The organism is Labrys sp. F242, assembly GCF_057813875.1.
In genome coordinates this window covers 223,837-241,047 of record NZ_JBVASG010000004.1, presented here as the reverse complement: position 1 = coordinate 241,047, position 17,211 = coordinate 223,837, and the positions used below count along the sequence as shown (strand labels likewise).

General features: G+C 64.4%; 17 protein-coding genes. 8 read left to right on the top strand and 9 right to left on the bottom strand.

Annotated elements, in window-relative coordinates:
* Positions 1–28: 28 nt before the first annotated feature.
* Together ACZYTC_RS24590 and ACZYTC_RS24585 are read right to left on the bottom strand one after the other, a co-directional pair.
* Positions 29–589, bottom strand: a complete 561-nt coding sequence (locus ACZYTC_RS24590) for a maleylpyruvate isomerase N-terminal domain-containing protein (protein ID WP_434960975.1) — start codon at positions 587–589, stop codon at positions 29–31.
* The gene (locus tag ACZYTC_RS24585; RefSeq protein WP_488990781.1) at positions 586–1,665 is read right to left on the bottom strand and encodes a cupin domain-containing protein; all 1,080 of its coding nucleotides are present in this window, start codon (positions 1,663–1,665) and stop codon (positions 586–588) included. The genes ACZYTC_RS24590 and ACZYTC_RS24585 overlap by 4 nt, the downstream gene beginning before the upstream one ends.
* A 215-nt stretch (positions 1,666–1,880) precedes the next feature.
* On the opposite strand from ACZYTC_RS24585, the gene ACZYTC_RS24580 reads away from it, so the two are divergent.
* Positions 1,881–2,309, top strand: a complete 429-nt coding sequence (locus tag ACZYTC_RS24580) for a MarR family winged helix-turn-helix transcriptional regulator (protein WP_434960977.1) — start codon at positions 1,881–1,883, stop codon at positions 2,307–2,309.
* Between the two features lie 134 nt (positions 2,310–2,443).
* On the opposite strand, the gene ACZYTC_RS24575 is transcribed toward ACZYTC_RS24580, so the two are convergent.
* Together ACZYTC_RS24575 and ACZYTC_RS24570 are read right to left on the bottom strand one after the other, a co-directional pair.
* Positions 2,444–3,250, bottom strand: coding sequence for a family 1 encapsulin nanocompartment shell protein (locus ACZYTC_RS24575; RefSeq protein WP_454818974.1), 807 nt, complete (start codon positions 3,248–3,250; stop codon positions 2,444–2,446).
* Positions 3,243–4,316 (bottom strand): Dyp-type peroxidase, encoded by a 1,074-nt coding sequence (locus ACZYTC_RS24570; RefSeq protein WP_488990928.1) that lies wholly within the window; start codon positions 4,314–4,316, stop codon positions 3,243–3,245. The genes ACZYTC_RS24575 and ACZYTC_RS24570 overlap by 8 nt, the downstream gene beginning before the upstream one ends.
* Before the next feature lie 159 nt (positions 4,317–4,475).
* Between ACZYTC_RS24570 and ACZYTC_RS24565 the strand changes: the two genes are divergently transcribed.
* Together ACZYTC_RS24565 and ACZYTC_RS24560 are read left to right on the top strand one after the other, a co-directional pair.
* Entirely contained in the window at positions 4,476–5,105 is a 630-nt protein-coding gene (locus ACZYTC_RS24565) for a PqqD family protein (RefSeq protein ID WP_488990780.1), read from the top strand.
* Positions 5,106–5,117: 12 nt separating this feature from the next.
* On the top strand, positions 5,118–5,912 hold the full coding sequence (locus tag ACZYTC_RS24560; RefSeq protein ID WP_488990779.1) for a glycosyltransferase family protein: 795 nt from the start codon (positions 5,118–5,120) through the stop codon (positions 5,910–5,912).
* A gap of 39 nt (positions 5,913–5,951) precedes the next feature.
* Here the strand turns inward: ACZYTC_RS24560 and ACZYTC_RS24555 are convergent, their stop codons facing one another.
* The 4 genes from ACZYTC_RS24555 to ACZYTC_RS24540 all read right to left on the bottom strand — a co-directional run bounded on the left by ACZYTC_RS24555 (position 5,952) and on the right by ACZYTC_RS24540 (position 8,837).
* Entirely contained in the window at positions 5,952–6,080 is a 129-nt protein-coding gene (locus ACZYTC_RS24555; protein WP_488990778.1) for a hypothetical protein, read from the bottom strand.
* 92 nt (positions 6,081–6,172) lie between these two features.
* A complete protein-coding gene (locus tag ACZYTC_RS24550; RefSeq protein WP_149249890.1) occupies positions 6,173–6,589 on the bottom strand; it encodes an organic hydroperoxide resistance protein in 417 nt (138 codons plus the stop codon).
* A 191-nt stretch (positions 6,590–6,780) separates the two neighbouring features.
* Entirely contained in the window at positions 6,781–8,100 is a 1,320-nt protein-coding gene (locus ACZYTC_RS24545) for a sensor histidine kinase (RefSeq protein ID WP_488990777.1), read from the bottom strand.
* A complete protein-coding gene (locus ACZYTC_RS24540; protein WP_434960983.1) occupies positions 8,097–8,837 on the bottom strand; it encodes a response regulator in 741 nt (246 codons plus the stop codon). The genes ACZYTC_RS24545 and ACZYTC_RS24540 overlap by 4 nt, the downstream gene beginning before the upstream one ends.
* Positions 8,838–9,408: 571 nt before the next feature.
* Here ACZYTC_RS24540 and ACZYTC_RS24535 point away from each other — a divergent pair.
* The 4 genes from ACZYTC_RS24535 to ACZYTC_RS24520 all read left to right on the top strand — a co-directional run bounded on the left by ACZYTC_RS24535 (position 9,409) and on the right by ACZYTC_RS24520 (position 14,447).
* Complete coding sequence (locus ACZYTC_RS24535; protein ID WP_488990927.1) at positions 9,409–11,181, top strand: cytochrome c biogenesis protein DipZ; 1,773 nt, start codon at positions 9,409–9,411, stop codon at positions 11,179–11,181.
* Between the two features lie 145 nt (positions 11,182–11,326).
* Entirely contained in the window at positions 11,327–11,893 is a 567-nt protein-coding gene (locus ACZYTC_RS24530) for a TetR/AcrR family transcriptional regulator (RefSeq protein WP_441773661.1), read from the top strand.
* Positions 11,894–11,942: 49 nt separating this feature from the next.
* On the top strand, positions 11,943–12,911 hold the full coding sequence (locus ACZYTC_RS24525; protein ID WP_488990776.1) for a quinone oxidoreductase family protein: 969 nt from the start codon (positions 11,943–11,945) through the stop codon (positions 12,909–12,911).
* 123 nt (positions 12,912–13,034) lie between these two features.
* On the top strand, positions 13,035–14,447 hold the full coding sequence (locus ACZYTC_RS24520; RefSeq protein ID WP_488990775.1) for an amidase: 1,413 nt from the start codon (positions 13,035–13,037) through the stop codon (positions 14,445–14,447).
* Between the two features lie 101 nt (positions 14,448–14,548).
* Here ACZYTC_RS24520 and ACZYTC_RS24515 read toward each other — a convergent pair whose 3' ends face one another.
* Positions 14,549–15,853, bottom strand: a complete 1,305-nt coding sequence (locus tag ACZYTC_RS24515) for an epoxide hydrolase family protein (RefSeq protein WP_488990926.1) — start codon at positions 15,851–15,853, stop codon at positions 14,549–14,551.
* Between the two features lie 307 nt (positions 15,854–16,160).
* On the opposite strand from ACZYTC_RS24515, the gene ACZYTC_RS24510 reads away from it, so the two are divergent.
* Positions 16,161–17,201: an alpha/beta fold hydrolase gene (locus ACZYTC_RS24510; RefSeq protein ID WP_434960987.1), complete on the top strand. Its 1,041-nt coding sequence runs from the start codon at positions 16,161–16,163 to the stop codon at positions 17,199–17,201.
* Positions 17,202–17,211: the final 10 nt, after the last annotated feature.

Here is a 17,211-nt window from a genome sequence, read left to right as displayed (position 1 = left end):
TCTTCCCTTGCTGTGATGTCGCCTGCCCTCAGGCTCGGAATTCGAGCGGCAGGTCGCGCAATCGTGCCCCATTGTCCAGTTCAAGGGCTCCGTGCCAAAGTCGGCGTGCCCGTTCCATCGCCGTGCCCCGCAAAGGCCGTGCGTGTCCCTCAACATCGGCCACAAGCGCCTCCCAGGCGGCACCCGGCAGATCGCGCCAGACCACGTTGAGATGCACAGCCGCGTGGTCGAACAGATGACGCAGGGCTCGGGCGGGCAGCGTGGCGCCGAGCTCGATATCCTCGATCCGCCCTGCCTCGTCGTCATAAAGGGGTGGGACCGCCTCGCCTGCTGTCGCCGCCTCCATCTGCCGGCTGATCGCCCGCGCCTGATAGGCGACGTCGCAGATGACATGCGCGCGGGTCCAGCCGGGAACGCGGGAGGGCGCGTAGAGCGCGGCGTCCCCGAGCTCGCTAAGCTTGCGGGCGAAATAGGCCGTGCCCAGCCGCGCCAGCCGCAGATCTTCCGCCGGCGCTTCCGGCGCATCGTAGCGCGCGCCGAGCCCCTGCCGCTCCTGCAGGGCTCGGCGGGCGGCGTCGAGGTCGCTCATCGCTCCCCGTCCTCGACCAGCGTGCGATCAAAATTCAGGCGCTCGATGATGGGTGCGTCCGAAAAGCGGAACAGGTCGAACCGGGTTTCGGCCTGCAGTGACCAGGCGATCCAGGAAGGAACCACGAAGATGTCACCCTTTTCGAGCTTGTGCGTCACGCCGCCCATCACCACCGCGCCGCGACCGTCGAAGACCTGGAACACCGAGGAACCGACTTCCCGCCGCCCCGCCGTCTCCACGCCTTCGCGCAGGCGATGGAATTCGGCGCGGATGGTCGGCATCACGTCCCCGCCGGTGGTCGGGTTGACATAGCGGATCGCCGCGTGACCCTGCTCCACCGTGGCCGGCTGGCCCTCCTCCTCGAGCAGCAACTGCTCGGTGAGCGCTCGGTCGGTATAGTCCCAACGATATGCGCCGATGGGCGAGGAAACGGTGTTTTGCAACCCCCACAGCGGGCGCAGGCCCGGATGGCACCACAGCCGCTCGCTGCGCGAGAACTGCGGCGTGGCGTAGTCGGTCACGCGCTCCGAACCGAATTCGAAGAAGCCGACATCGTTCTGGTAGGAGAAGGGAATGTCGAGGCCGTCGATCCAGGCCATCGGCTGGTGGGTCTCATTGTGATGGCCATGGAAGTTCCAGCCCGGCGTCAGCAGGAAATCGCCCCGGCTCATGCGCACCGGGTCGCCGTTCACCACCGTCCAGACGCCCTCGCCCTCGACGACGAAGCGGAAGGCGTTTTGCGAATGGCGATGTTCGGGTGCGGTCTCCTTTGGGCCGAGATACTGGATGGCACACCAGAGCGTGGGCGAGACATAGGCCTCGCCACCGAGGCCGGGATTGGCGAGCCCGATAGCGCGGCGCTCGCCCCCACGGCCAACCGGAACGAGGGCACCCGAGGCCTGCGCCAGCGGAAACAGATCCGACCATTTCCACACATGCGGCACCGCCTTCGGACGGGGATGGCGCGGCATCAGATCGCCAAGCTGCGTCCAGAGCGGATTGAGGTGCTGGTCCTTGAAGTCGGTATAAAGCTGGCGCAACGCCGGCGTGTCTTCAGGCTGCATCGCATTGGCCATTGTCGTTCCTCCCGATGAAAATAGTACGTATACTTACTATTTGATTTTGTCAATGGTTGTCGCGCATGCGGAGCGCTGCTAAAGCGTTTTGCGATGTGGCGGTCACGCCAAGAATCGCGACGACGCTCTCGCCAATCCGTTGGATTGGCTTGGAACCAAAGAGCTAGAGCAAGCAAGCGTTGCCGTCTCAACGCGCTTTGCTCGAGGAAGCGGATATGGCGTTCATTCACCACCTTCCCGGGCACCTGATCCGGCGGCTGCATCAGCTTTCCGTCGCGACCTTCACGCAGAAGACACAGGAAGCCGGTTTCGATCTGACCCAGCTTCAATTCGCCGTGCTGTCCGTGCTGGCGGAGAATCCGCAGATCGATCAGGCCACGCTGGCCACGCTTGTCGACATGGACAAGGTAACGATCGGGGATGTCGTCTCGCGGCTGGAGGCGCGCCAATTGATCCGCCGCCTCGTCAAGGCATCGGATCGGCGCGCGCGCATCCTGACGCTGACCCCAAGCGGCAAGGCCCTGCTGGAAGAGGTGCGGCCTCTGGTGGTCGCAATTCAGGCAGAGATCCTGCGCACCTTGACGCCCGAGGAGCAGACTGGCTTCCTGGCTCTGGTCACCAAAATCTGCAGACCGTCGGCCTGAGAGGGCCGCAGCTCAAACGACAATCCGCCGCACCGGACTCGATTGACCGCACCGAAAAAGGCCGAGTGCCTCCGATCGCGGCGCTCTCAGCGCGCTCGATGGCAAAGCACCCGCCTTATACTGGCGACCCTGCCCTATTTCTTGGCGGGCAGGAGGGCGACGGCTGCCTCCGCTGTCAGCAGGCGGAAGGTCAGGCTTTCCTGGAAGTAGAGCTGGACCGATGTCGCCGAATGGCTGGCATAGCCGATCGAGATGTCCTGGCCCACGGACAATTCGAAATCACCGCCTCGCGTCGTCAGCACCAACCCGCCCTCGATCGCCGGGGCCCAGATGATTCCCCCCTCCACCAGGCGCTCGACATGCTCGAAGACCGGATAGCCGTCATCACTGCCGCCGGTGGCAGCCGTATAGGCATCGGCTCCCAGCACCAGCGCATAGGGCCCATCCACCCCCGCCAGCCGCAACTGGCTCACTGCCTGTGCGACAATGTCCGGATAGCTTTTCACCTGGGCCGGAAGCGTCAGGGCCGGATTGGAAAGGCCCTGACGGATGCCCTCGATCCCGGCCGCGGCAAAGCCATCGAAGACCGCGCGATCCTCGGCAAAGGCGAGCTTGCGCGCCGCTTCCTTCACCGGCGACCAGTCCGAATCCGCCGCACCCCGCTCGACATCGTCGATGGCCTGGCGTGCCAGCTCGAAGGGAACGCGCAGTTCCACCAAGGCCTTCACCTCCCGCTGGGCGGCTTGGACCCCCTCGTCCGGCCCTGCAAGCGGCAGGATATGACCGGTTCCCACCGCCGATGTCGCCAGGCCCTGCGGGCCCTCGACGTCCACCACGCGCCGGCCGGCCAGATGGCGCTTGAGGGTGCGCGTCGCCTCCTCCTCGATCTGCGCCCAGGCGCCGTCGGAGATCGGTGCCAGCTCCCGATGAAGATTATTCATGGCCTGCTTCCTTCTTGAGCGATCCAATACCGAGCGAGCCGTCACCGCCAGCCGGCCGCGAACCAGGGCTTTGCGCAGGCTCGATATCTGCGGGGACCGGTTCGGCCGTCGCCGGCGCGGCAGCATCGGCCGCCACATCGTCCAGGAACGTCGCCGACGGCACGAAGAACAAGGAGCCGGTCACCGCCCGGCTGAAATCGAGCAGCCGGTCGTAATTGCCCGGCGGCCGGCCGACGAACATGTTCTCGAGCATCTGCTCGATCCGGCTGGGCGAGCGGGCGTAGCCGATGAAATAGGTGCCGAACTCGCCCTTGCCGACGTCGCCAAACGGCATGTTGTCGCGCAGGATCTCCAAGGCCGCGCCATTCTCCTCGATCGAGGTCAGGACGTTATGCGCGTACGGCGCCTTGAGCGCATCGTCCTGCTCGATGTCGGACAGCTTGGCGCGCCCGATGATCTTCTCCTGCTGCTCGACGGGCACCTGGTTCCATCCGGTCAGATCATGCAGATATTTCTGCACGATCACATAGCTTCCACCGGCGAAGGCGCCGTCCTCCTCGCCGATGAGGGTGGCATCCACCGCCGCCTGGTCGACCGGGTTCTCGGTACCGTCGACGAAGCCGATCAGGTCGCGGTCGTCGAAATATTTGAAGCCATGAACCTCGTCGCTGCCGGCGACGGCGTGCCCGATCCGCGCCATGATCTGCGTCGCCAGTTCGAAGCAAAGGTCCATGCGCCGGGCGCGGATGTGAAAGAGGATGTCCCCCGGGGTCGAGACCGCATGATGGACGCCGCGGATCTCGCGGAAGGGATGAAGATCCTTCGGCCGGGGCGCTCCGAACAGCCGGTCCCACATCTGCGAGCCCAGACCCATCACACAGGATAGGCGACCCTCGAGATCCCGGAACCCCACCGCCCGCAAAAGCCCCGACAGATCCGCGCACAACGCCCGGACCGCCGCCTCCGACTCCCCGCCGGGCTTGACGGTTACCACCAGGAAAATGGCTGAACGCGAGAGGGGAGCAACGACCGGCTGCGAAATGACGGGTGGCAAACTCGACTCCATCATCAATTCACTATGCGGCCAGCAAGCACGAAGGCCGCCAAAGACTCAAGACGATGCCTCACCATATCCCGAGCCTCATTCACAGCGGGGTGCCGAATCTCGACCGTCTGCAGCGGATGCCGGAGCGGCTTCTCTTATCTGCACCTTGCCGAGATCGATGTGAAGAAGGTTACGGCACTCTTCTTTGATAATCTGCAACGATCCTCACACCGGCCGGGTCTGGACGATATGTCTGCGCCGAGGCGCCTGGAAAGACAAACCATGCAAACATGGCTTCTGCCGCCTGTCGGCAACGCGGCGATGCTCATGACAGTCCTGGGGGATGTAGAACCGGTCTGCCATCCAGCGTCAATGCGCGTCCGGTCACGGAAGGAATTGTTGCTCCCTATCGCGGGCGCAGTTTCGTCGCTATCATCATACCAATGCGGCGTCGGCCGGAATTCCGCGGATAGTGTCGACGCAGGGCATGGTGATCTATTTTCGGTAAGACCTTTGGATATGAGCGACAATACAAGACAGCTTTTCAGGCAAAGTATCGACCTTGAGAGCAACGAACTGCCCGACGGCTATGTCGTCTATGACCGGGGGCGCGACAAGGTCCATTTCCTCAATATTACGGCGGCTATATTGTTCGAACTGTGCGACGGAAGAAATACCGTCGCGGCGATGGCAGAATTCCTGCAGAAGCATTTCGAATTGCCCTATGTCCCGACGGCGGAAGTGGAAGGCTGCCTGGCGGATTTGCAGTCCCAAGGGCTGATAGAACACGCCCAGGCTGAAGCCGTTTAGGAGAGTTTCAAAGTGGCAGTCCGATCCAAAGGCACGACCTCGGCGCGAAGCGCCTGTCCGTCCGTGCTCGTGCTCACGCCCGTCAAGGATGCCGTTCCGCACCTCGACCGCTATCTCGGCCTGCTCGACAGGCTGGATTGGCCGAAATCGCGCTTGAGCATCGGTCTCCTCGAAGGTGACAGCGTGGACGGTACCTGGGACAAGCTCCAGGAACTCAAGCCAGGCTTGTCGGCGCGCGCAAGACGCCTGTCGCTGTTCAAACGCGACCATGGTTTCAAGATTCCGACGGGCGTGCATCGCTGGGCACCCCAGATTCAGCTCCTGCGCCGCCAGATTCTGGCGCGGGCCCGCAATCAACTTCTGTTCCGGTCCCTGCGCGACGAAGAGTGGGTTCTCTGGCTCGATGTCGATCTCGTCGACTATCCGCCCGACGTCCTGCGCCGCCTGATGGCGACGGGATTCGAGATCGTCCATCCCCACTGCGTGACCAGGCCGGGCGGGCCGACCTTCGACCAGAATGGCTGGCGGGAGCATGGCAGCAAGATGCTGTGCGACCTGCGGGAGAGCGAAGCCGTCCGTCTGGACGCGGTCGGTGGAACGATGCTGCTGGTCAAGGCGGACCTGCATCGTGACGGCCTGATCTTTCCGCCTTTTCTCTACGGCCGCAGCAATCCGAGGATCCGTCCCCAGCATCCGATCTGGGGACAGGGAGAGATCGAAACCGAAGGCCTCGGCATCATGGCCCAGGATATGAACGCCCAGTGTTGGGGGCTGCCCAACCTGGAAATCCTGCACGCAAACGGCTGAACGCCTGTTGGCTCAGCCCGTCCCTGTGGTTCTTGCCGGTCATCGCGGCAGATCGGGGGGCAGCACCCCCGTGAGAGCCAGCAGCCCGGCAAGGGATGACGGCTCCCGGGAGTCGGGCTCATAGACGCAGGAGGCCGCCAGGATCGCCAGGCCCAGAATGCAAATCATGATCCGTTTCATTGGAAGCCTCGCTGGGCGCGGCGATGCCGCGCCCTCTCGGTTGGGTGTGGAAGACGCAACGTGACGGTAAGTTCGCTTCCTCAGACGAGGGCGAGCTCCACATCGATGTTGCCACGCGTCGCCTTCGAATAGGGGCAGGTCTGGTGAGCTTCCTCGACGAGGGCCTGCGCGAGCTCGCGATCGAGGCCGGGCAGGCTGACCTTCAGGCGCGCCTGCAGGAAATAGGCGCCCTCGGTGGTGCCGAGATCAACTTCAGCATCGACAGCCGTATCGGTCGGGAGCTTCAGCTTGCGCTTGCCAGCCGCAAGGCCCATGGCGCCGATGAAGCAGGCCGACCAGCCCGCCGCGAACAACTGCTCGGGATTGGTGCCCGGCTGGCTGCTGCCGGGAGGCGACAGCTTGATGTCCAGCCGGGCATCCTCGCTGCGTGCAGCCCCGTCACGGCCGCCGGTGGTGTGGGTCCGGCCGGTATAGAGAACCTTGTCGATCTTGGTCATGATACACTCCTGTCCATCTTGGGTTTTCGATACCGCCACCTGCGGCATCGGAAAGACCGGAGTGTCTTGAAGGGGGCGTTTGTCCGCCATGTTTCCGAAAACCCCGGAAGTGTAACAAACGGTAGTTTCCGGGGAGATCGACATGCAGGCATACCGCAAGGCCGGAAAGCCTTGGAGAATGCTCCGGCAAGTCAGCGGATGACGACTTCCGCCGCCAGCCCCCCGCCGTCGCGATTATAGAGCCGGACCGCACCGCCGATGGTGCCGGCCAGTTGCTGGGCGATGGCAAGGCCGAGGCCTGTGCCACCGGTCTCGCGATTGCGGGACTGTTCCAGCCGGAAGAAGGGCTGCATGGCAGCCTTCAACATGTCTTCCGGGATGCCGGGCCCGCGATCCATCACCGTGATGACAATGTTGCCCTCGGATCTGCGCTCCACGCCAATCTCGGCGGCACCGGCAAATTTCAGCGCATTGTCGATGAAGTTCGAGAGGATGCGCCGCAGCGCATGCGGCTTGGTCGATGCGACCCCGTCGACACAGCCAACCACCATAACGGCCTTTCCGGTATCTTGATAGTCGTAAGCAATACTGTCGATGAAGGAGACAAGGTCGATGCGCGCCGCTTTCTCGCCGCTGCTGTGCGAGCTGCGCGCATAGGCGATGCCGTCCTGGACCAGACGTTCGATTTCGCGAAGATCCCGCACCAGCTTGTCCTTTTCCACTGACTCATCGGCCATGTCGGCCCGCAGGCGCATGCGGGTGATCGGGGTTTGCAGGTCATGGGAGATCGCGGCGAGAATCTGGACACGCTCTTCGAGATAGTGAGCGATGCGCTCAAGCATTGCATTGAAGGCTCGGGCCGCATGGGCGACTTCGCTCGGGCCGGCCTCGCTGAGCGGGACGCTTTTCGCATTGGGATCGAGGGCGTCGGCCGCCGCCGCGAGTTCACCGAGCGGGCGGATGGCCTGCCTTACGGCAAACCAGGTACAGAACAGAAGGAGCGCCATCTGCAGCATCAGCACGTAAGGAAGCCAGTCTGCGATCGGCATGACGCCGCGCGGCGTGATCTCGATGGTCAGGGGGCTGCCGTCGCTCAAGGTCAGATGGGCCTGCAGGCGGTTGCCCTCACCCGGTATGGCTTCGATGCGCAGGGGGAAACGGGAACCGGCTGCACTCTCCAGTTTGGCCGCGATCTCCTGGCCATGGCTGGAGGTGTTGGGCACACCGGGAAGGCCCGGCCCCAGCGCGAGGTTGTAGTTGCCGCGGCTCAGCCAATCCAGCAACTCAGGCCTTTCGCTCGCCGGCGTCCGGTCGAGAACGGCGATCGAGGTCGCCACATCGTTTTCCAGCGTGCGCAGCATCAGCGCCTTCGCCGACATATAGCGTTCGGCGTAGAGGACACCGAACGACAGGCCATAGGCTATCGCCAGGCCTGCAAGCAGGATCAAAAACAATCGGGCGCGAAGGCTCTTGGGCCACCACAGCGGGTGGAACGCGCCGTCCACCATCATGGCCGGGGCTCCGAGATCTCCACGGGAACGGAGAGAACATAGCCTTCGCTGCGTACGGTCTTGATGTAGGTCGGCTCGCGCGCGTCATCGCCGAGTCGCTGGCGCAGACGACTGACCAGCAGGTCGATCGAGCGGTCGAACAGGTCGGCATCGCGGCCTTGCGTGAGGTTCAGGAGTTGATCGCGGTTGAGGACGCGCTGGGGATGGTCGATGAAGACGCGCAGCAACCGATACTCGGCCCCGCTCAGCGCGATTTCCGTGCCCTGCCTGTCGAGGAGATGGCGGCCGACGGTGTCGAGCCGCCACTCGCCGAAAGTCAGAAGCTGGCCGGCCTCGCTGATCTGCAGATTGGGCGGCAGCATGCGGGTTCGCCGCAGGACGGCGTTGATGCGTGCCAGCAGTTCGCGGGCGGCGAAGGGCTTGGGCAGATAGTCATCGGCGCCCATTTCCAAGCCGATGATGCGGTCCATCTCGTCGCTGCGGGCTGTCAGCATCAGGATCGGTATCGCCTTATGCTTTCCGGCTCGCAATTCGCGGCAGAGCACGAGGCCATCCTGGCCCGGCATCATCACGTCGAGCACGATCAGGTCGACCGTATTGGCGTCGAGGAAACTGCGCATCTGGCGTCCATCGGCAGCGGCCGAGGCACGAAGGCCGTTCTTCTTCAGATAGCTCGATACCAGATCGCGAATTTCGCTGTCGTCATCGACAATCAATACGTGGTCGACATGTTCCATGCCTGAACTTCCTGCTTGCGCCAGTCACTCATACCTGCGCTCGAAAATGCCGACGCATTCGAGCCGGGTATTACATCGCAACACCATGTCTTCTAGAGCAACGTCTTCTAGAGCAATGCGCGTTTTGTTGAAAACGCGCATTGCGCCAATTCGTTGTTTCCAAGCCAATCCATCGGATTGGCTTGAGCGTCTCGGCGATTTCCGGCGGCGCCATCAAATCGCCAAACGCTTTCACCTGCTCGAAGTCTCATACAAGGCGCAGAAATCAGGGCCGCGGCAGTGCGAAATTGGGCCAGCGCGATGTATCCTGGATGTGTCCCTCGCCGGCGCCCATTGCATATGGATGTAGGATCCGGCGGGCGCGGATACGTTCCGATACAATCGAGGCTCTATCGGTCACTTCTCGGGTTTTGTGTCGTCGTGTCGCCACCAGAGCCCCGGCCTACACGCCGGTACAATCGCCCAAGGCCTCCGACACATTCACGATACTCGCGCACGCCACATCAGCCTCCTTGCTCGTCGGGCCTCCCTGCCATCGTGGGCCCGGCACTCCGTTGCACAGGAGACAATGATGGTTCTTCTAGCCATTGCCTATTTCGGCGGCGTGCTGACCATTCTCAGCCCCTGCATCCTGCCTATTCTCCCCTTCGTCTTCGCCGGAACCGGGCTGCCTTTCCTCCGCGGCAGGCTGCCCATGCTTGCCGGCATGGCCGGCAGTTTCGCACTGGTTGCGACACTGGCGGCTGTCGGTGGGAGCTGGGCCATCCAGGCCAACGAGTTCGCGCGCCTGGCTGCGATCGCGCTTCTGGCCCTCTTCGGCGTGAGCCTGATCTCGCCGCGCGTCGCCAACGCGATCACCCAACCGATCGTCGACTTCGGTAACCGGCTGCACGGCGCTTCAGCGGCCTCAGGCAAGCGGACGGCTGCCAGTTCGCTCGTCCTCGGTTTGGCAACGGGCCTGCTCTGGGCGCCCTGCGCCGGCCCGATCCTCGGCCTGTTGCTGACCGGTGCGGCCCTGCAGGGAGCCAATGTCGAAACGACGCTCCTGCTGATCGCCTATGCGGCCGGTGCCGCCACCTCGCTGGCCGGCGCCCTTCTTGTGGGCGGCAGGCTCCTTGCCGCCATGAAGCATTCGCTCGGCATCGGCGAGCGCATTCGGCAGGGTCTGGGCGTGGCAGTGCTCGTTGGCGTCGGCACCGTTGCCCTGGGCTTGGACACCGGCGTGCTGGCGCGGCTCTCCTATGCCGGCACGGTAACCATCGAGCAGGCCATCCTCGACAGGCTGCATGTGGATCCGCGAACCGCCATGGCGTCCAGCCTCGCCTCCCGCGGCATGCTGATCGCGAGCGCCAAGGCACAGACACCCTTCCGCAGCGATCTTCCCGTCGAGGGTCAGGCTCCCTCGCTCGACGGCGCCGTTGCCTGGCTCAACTCGCCTGCCCTCACCACGGAGCAATTGCGCGGCAAGGTGGTGCTGGTCGATTTCTGGACCTATTCCTGCATCAACTGCATCCGCACCACGCCCTATATTCGCGCCTGGGCGGACAGGTACAAGGATCAGGGCCTGGTAGTAATCGGCGTTCACGCCCCCGAATTCGCCTTCGAAAAGAAGCTCGACAATGTCAGGCAGGCGGTCAAGGATTTCGGTATTGGCTATCCCGTGGCTGTCGATAACGACTATCGCATCTGGCGCGCCTTCCAGAACAGCTATTGGCCGGCCTTCTACCTGATCGATGCCGGGGGCCAGATCCGCTACCACCATTTCGGCGAGGGCAATTATCGCCAGACCGAACAGGCGATCCAGGACCTGCTGCGGGAAGCCGGCAGTGACGGGCTGGCGAAAGAGGCGGTCGCGCCCGCGGCGAAGGGAGCGGAGGCCAGTCCCGACCTCGGCAATCTCGGTTCGCAGGAGACCTATCTCGGCTACAGCCGCGACGATAATTTCGCCTCGGCCGAGCGCGTGTCGCCTGACGCGTCGCGTGACTATTCGGTGGCGGATCCCGGCCTGAACCAATGGGGCCTGTCGGGCACCTGGACCGTCGGTCCGGAAAAAGCGGTTCTCGACAAGGCGGGCGGTGGCATCGCTTATCGCTTCAGCGCCCGCGACCTGCACCTGGTGCTCGGTCCCGGCGCTGCCGGCAAGCCCGTCCGCTTCCAGGTCACCGTCGACGGCAAGGCGCCCGGCCCCGACCACGGAGCCGATATCGATGCGCAAGGAAACGGCCTGGTCAGAGAAACGCGGCTCTACCAGCTCGTGCGCCAGTCCGGCGGGGTGTCGGCGCGGACCTTCGAGGTCCGCTTCCTCGACCCCGGCGTCGAAGCCTATGCCTTCACCTTCGGATGACGGCTTCTGCTCCAACCGCCATCCGGCCGTCCGGAACGCACAGCTCCCTGTATCGAGACGGCCGGGCATCGATACGGCGGTGAAAGAAGTGCATCCCTTCAAAATTTTTCTTGAACATTCGTTCCCGAATATTTAGACCATCGATATGGCAAGACTACGGGAATTCGACACCGACGCCGCGCTCGACGCCGCGATCGGCGTGTTCAGGGAACATGGGTTCGAGGGCAGCTCGGCCCAGATGCTCGTTGACGCCATGGGCATCGGCCGGCAAAGCCTCTATGCCGCCTTCGGCGACAAGTGGCAGCTCTATTGCTCGGCGGTGCGCCGCTATGGGCTGGGAGAATGCTCCGCCCATTTCGATGCCCTGCGGAGTGGCGCGCGCGGCATGGACGGCATCAAGGCGATGCTGCGCCGGGTGGTCGACAGCGCCGACCAGTCCTGCCTCGGCACCGGCTCGGTCTGCGAGTTCGGCGCTTCCCGTGCCGATCTCGCCGAGATCAACGCTTCCTTGGCCAGAAGCCTGGGCGGCGTCCTTGCCGGCCGGGTCCGCGACGCGCAACGCGAAGGCGATGTGGCCGCCGGTCTCGATCCGGAAAGAACGGCCGAGTTTCTGATCGCCAGCATCGCCGGCATTCGTATCGCCGGGCGCAGCGGCGCCGACCATGGGATTCTGGCCAGCCTGGCCGACATGGCCTTGAGGGCTCTGCGCTAAGTCTTTTTTGCACAATTCAGGAACGGTCATTCAATATAGGAGTCAATCAATGAAGGCCGTCGTCATGAACGGAATCGGCGGAAGCGACAGGCTGAGCCATGTCGAGCGCGCCGAGCCGGCACCGCGTCCCGGCGAAGTCCTGATCGAGGTCGCCTTTGCCGGCGTCAACTTCATGGATATCGGTGTCAGGCAGGGCATGGCCTGGACAGAGGTCCCAGATCCCAAGATTCTGGGCGTGGAAGGCGTCGGCCGCGTCCTGGCATGGGGTGATGGTGTCGCGGACTTCAAGCCGGGCCAGCGCGTCGCCTGGGTCTATGCACCGGGCAGCTATGCGGAGCGGATCGCGATCCCGGCCGGCGCGCTGGTGCCTGTACCAGACGCGATCGATGACCGAACGGCCGCTGCGATCATGATGCAGGGGCTCACGGCCAGTCACTTCGCCACCGACTTCTATCCGGTCCAGCCCGGCGACACTGCTTTCGTCCACGCAGCGGCCGGTGGCGTGGGGTTGCTACTGACACAGATCATCAAGCTGCGGGGTGGCCACGTCATCGGGCGGGTTTCGACACCGGGCAAAGTGGCCATGGCCAAGGCAGCCGGGGCCGACCATGTGATCGTCGACGCCGAAGGGCGGTTTGCCGAGGATGTCCTGCGTCTGACCAAGGGAGAAGGCGTCTCTGTCGTCTATGACAGTTCGGGTCCCACTACTTTCCAGGGCTCGCTCGACATAGTGCGCCGGTCCGGCACGTTCTGCTGGTATGGCCCGGTTCTGGGCGGCCCCGGCCTGCTCGACATCATGAGCCTGCCGAGGAGCATCAAGATCGGCTACGCCGTCTTTTTCGATCATATCCACACGCCCGAACTGCTGCGCAGGCGCTCGACCCAATTGTTCGACTGGCTGGCCGAGGGCAAGCTCGAGGTTCGGGTCGGCGGCGAGTATCCACTGGCGGATGCAGCCAAGGCCCATGCGGACATGGAAAGCCGCAAGACCACCGGCAAGCTGCTGCTCGTCCCGTAAACGCCGGGAGCGCCGTCTTTGCCGAAGCTCCGATCGGACCGGTCCCGAGGACGCCGGCATCTTGGTCTTCCCTTGTCGGGCCGCTCCATGCTTTGCTTGGCCGAATCCGATGAGGAGACCGACGTGGGCGCAGACAGCATTTCCGCATTCGCAACAGCCGCCGAGCTCGGCCGCCTGCTGGCGGAGGGCCGTGTTACCTCCGAGGCGATCACACGTCGCGCGCTGGAGCGCATCGCCGCCCATGACGGCGCGCTTCGTTCATTTGTCGCCGTTTTCGCGGAAGAGGCGCTGCAGGCTGCCATCGCATCCGACCAGCGCCGCCGCCGCGGGGAGGCGCGGGGCTTTCTCGACGGTGTCCCCTATGCCGCCAAGGACCTGTTCCACGTCAAAGGCTGGCCGACGAGGGCCGGCTCCAGGGCGCTCGGTGCCGAACCCCAGGCTGTAACGGCCAACGCCGTGACGCGGCTGGCCGAGGCTGGCATGGTGCTCGTGGGCAAGGTCCAGACCGTCGAATTCGCCTTCGGCGGCTGGGGCACCAACCACGTCACGGGCACGCCACTCAACCCGCGAGATCCGGGCCTGCCCCGGGCGCCCGGCGGTTCCTCCAGCGGATCGGGCGTGGCGGTTGCCGCCGGCCTCGTCCCGGCGGCGCTCGGCACCGATACCGGCGGCTCCATCCGCAACCCGGCCGTGATGTGCGGCATCGTCGGCTTGAAGACCACCGTCGGCCGGATCGGGCGCGGTGGCCTGCTGACCCTCGCCCCCTCGTTCGACAGCGTCGGCCCTCTCACCCGTTCGGTCGAGGATGCTGCCCTCCTCTTCGCCGCCATGGCCGGGCGGGATCCGCTCGATCCGGCGACATTCGGCGCACCGCCGGTCGCCCTGTCGAGCGCATCGGAGCATGATCTAGCCGGGCTTCGCCTGCGCGTCCCCGCGGCGTCCGACCTTGCCGGTGTCGAGCCGCTGGTGCTCGAGCGGTTCCGGGCTGCACTCGCCGACCTCGCGGCCCTCGGCGCGGACATTCGGGAAAAGGCGATGCCCCGGGCGCCGGAAGCCTATATGACGCTGACCGGCGAGCTGATGTCGGCCGAATCCTGGCATCATCTCGGCCGCTATGCCGGGCCGGACGACGGCCTGGTCCATCCGGACGTGCGATCGCGCATCCTCAAGGGCAAGGAGATCGACGGCGCCCGCTACCAGAACCTGCTGGAGCAGCGGCGTGCCGCACAGATCGAGTTCGCCGGTTATCTGGAGGGCGCGGATGCGCTGCTGACGCCCACGGCGCCGATCCTGCCGCCGCCGCTTGCCGAGATCGACGAAACCAAGACCCCGCTCGGCACCTTCACGCGCTTCGTCAACCTGATGGACATGGCCGCCCTCAGCGTTCCGGCAGGCCTGGTCGGAACAGGCCTGCCGACCGCCCTGCAGATCGCGGTGCCCCGCTTCGAGGAAGCCCTGGCCTTGCGCATCGGCCGAGCCCTGGAAATCCGCCGGGGCGGGTTGTTCGAGCCGCCGACCGCCTATGAGATGCCTTGAGCCAGGCCGTTTCCTGGTCGTGAAGCAAACATCCCAATCCCACTTGCACGGGCACTGGGGATGGGCACCCGACCGGCGGGGCGAGCGCCGGTAGGACTAGCTCAGCGCAGCGACCGGAAGGCGGCACGGACTTCCTGCACGAACAGCTCCGGCTGCTCCCAGGCCGCGAAGTGGCCGCCATTCCCGGCCTCGCTGAAATAGACGAGGTTGTGATAGCAGCGCTCCGCCCAGCTCCGGGGCGCCCGATAGATCTCGCCCGGGAACACCGTCACCGCGACGGGCAGTTCGGCAATGTCGACGGCATTGAAATTGTTGGAGTGGTCCTCCCAATAGATGCGCGCCGCCGAAGCGCCCGTCTGCGTCAGCCAGTAGAGGGAGACGTCGTCGAGCATCTCATCCTTGGTCAGCACTTTCTCCGGATCGCCGCCGCTATAGGTCCAGGTCGCGAATTTCTCATACATCCAGGCGGCCATGCCCACAGGTGAATCCACCAGGGAATAGCCGATGGTCTGCGGCCGCGTGACCATCATGGTCGCATAGCCCGAACTGTCCTTGTAGAAGAGGTCAAGGGCATCGAAGGCTCGGCGCTCGTCCGGCGTGAGACTTGCCGGCGCCGAGCCACCCGCCGTCAGGATCGCGGCGATCTCCTTGGGCACCGCCCCCGGCATGTTGACGTGGATGCCGATCAGGCCGGGCACCTTCTGCAGCGCCATGCGGTGGGAGATCACCGAGCCGCAGTCGCCGCCCTGCGACACATAACGCTCATAGCCGAGACGCCGCATCAGCACGCCCCAGGCGCGGCCGATATGGTCGGAGCCCCAGCCCTTGGCCGTCGGCTTGCCCGAGAAGCCGAAGCCGGGGATCGAGGGCACCACCAGATGGAAGGCGTCCTCGGCCTTGCCGCCATATCTGGTGGGATCGACCAGCGGATCCATCACCTTCATGAATTCGAGGATCGAGCCCGGCCAGCCATGGGTCATGATCATCGGCATCGCCTTGGCATGTGGCGAGCGGATATGGATGAAGTGGATGTCGAGGCCGTCGATTTCGGTCACGAACATCGGCAACGCGTTGAGCCGGGCCTCGACCTTGCGCCAATCATAGGATTCCGCCCAATAGGCGACCAGCGGCTTCAGCCTTGCCAGTGTCACCCCTTGCGAGAAGTCGGACACCGTCTCTTCGGGCCAGCGCGTGGCGCTCAAGCGCCGGCGCAGATCGACGATGTCCTCCTCGGCAATGGCAATCTTGAAGGGCCTGATATCGTTGCCGACTTCCGCCGCGTGCAAGGCGGTGGGGATCAGGCCGACGAGCGCCGCTGCGGCGGCCGATTTCAGCAAACCGCGTCGGGACGTGTTGAAATCATGCGAAGGCAAATTGCTCGAAGAAGACGAATTGTTTGAAGACATCTTGTTTGAAGACATGGGGCAACTCCATTCATTTCACGGCAGCCCTCCTGCCGGTGCCCCGTCTTTGGCGATGCCATGTTTGCCCGATATGTCTCCGCCGCCCTCGATCCGCATCCTGCCGTATCCGGCTGGCTTGCCGATACATTGCCATACAGGCAGGCCGGCGGCGGCTGTGGCCGATTGTATCACTCTGTATCGAGGCGGAAGGGGCTTACATAGCCTTTCAAATCCAGCCGATGGCGACATAAGGCCGATACAGTGTTGCGGCTTTTTACGGCCACAACTTCAGCAATCGGGATTCATGTCGATGTCGGAACAAATCGATCAATCGCGCCGCGGCCTGCTCGGCACACTGGTGTTCGGTGCCGTTCTCGCGCCGCTCGGCGCAATCGGTGCCGTCAGCGCACAGACCAAGTCCTCTTCGTCCGCATCCGGCCGCGGCACCCATACCGCCTTCGCCTCGCTCAAGCAGATCAAGGCCGGGGTGCTCGATGTCGGCTATGCCGAGGCCGGGCCAGCCGATGGCACTCCCATGCTGCTGCTGCACGGTTGGCCCTATGACATCCACAGCTATGCCGACGTTGCACCGATCCTGGCGGCAGCCGGCTACCGGGTGATCGTGCCCTATCTGCGCGGCTATGGCAGCACGCGCTTCCTCTCGGCCGAGACGCCCCGCAACGGTCAGCAGGCCGCGCTGGGCAGCGACATCATCGCCTTCATGGATGCGCTGAAGATCGAGAAGGCAGTCATCGGCGGCTATGACTGGGGCGCCCGCACGGCCGACATCGTCGCGGCCCTCTGGCCCGAGCGCTGCAAGGCGCTGGTCTCGGTGAGCGGCTATCTCATCGGCAGCCAGGAGCTGAACAAGGCGCCCCTGCCGCCCAAGGCAGAGCTGCAGTGGTGGTACCAGTATTATTTCGCCACCGACCGGGGCGAGGCCGGCTATGCGAAATACACCCATGATTTTGCCCGGCTGATCTGGGAGCTCGCCTCGCCGCAATGGAAGTTCGACGACGCGACCTTCGCACGTTCGGCACAGGCCTTCGACAATCCCGATCATGTCGCCGTCTCCATCCACAATTACCGCTGGCGGCTCGGCTTGGCGCAAGGCGAAGCCAAGTATGATGAGTTGGAAAAGAAGCTCGCCGCCCTGCCGACGATCACCGTGCCGACGATCACCATGGAAGGCGATGCCAATGGCGCGCCGCACCCGGAGCCATCAGCCTATGCCAAGCGGTTCTCCGGCCGCTACGAGCATCGCCTGATCAAGGGCGGCATTGGCCACAACCTGCCGCAGGAGGCACCGCAAGCCTTCGCCCAGGCGATGCTCGACGTCGCCCGTTTCTGAACCAGGTGAA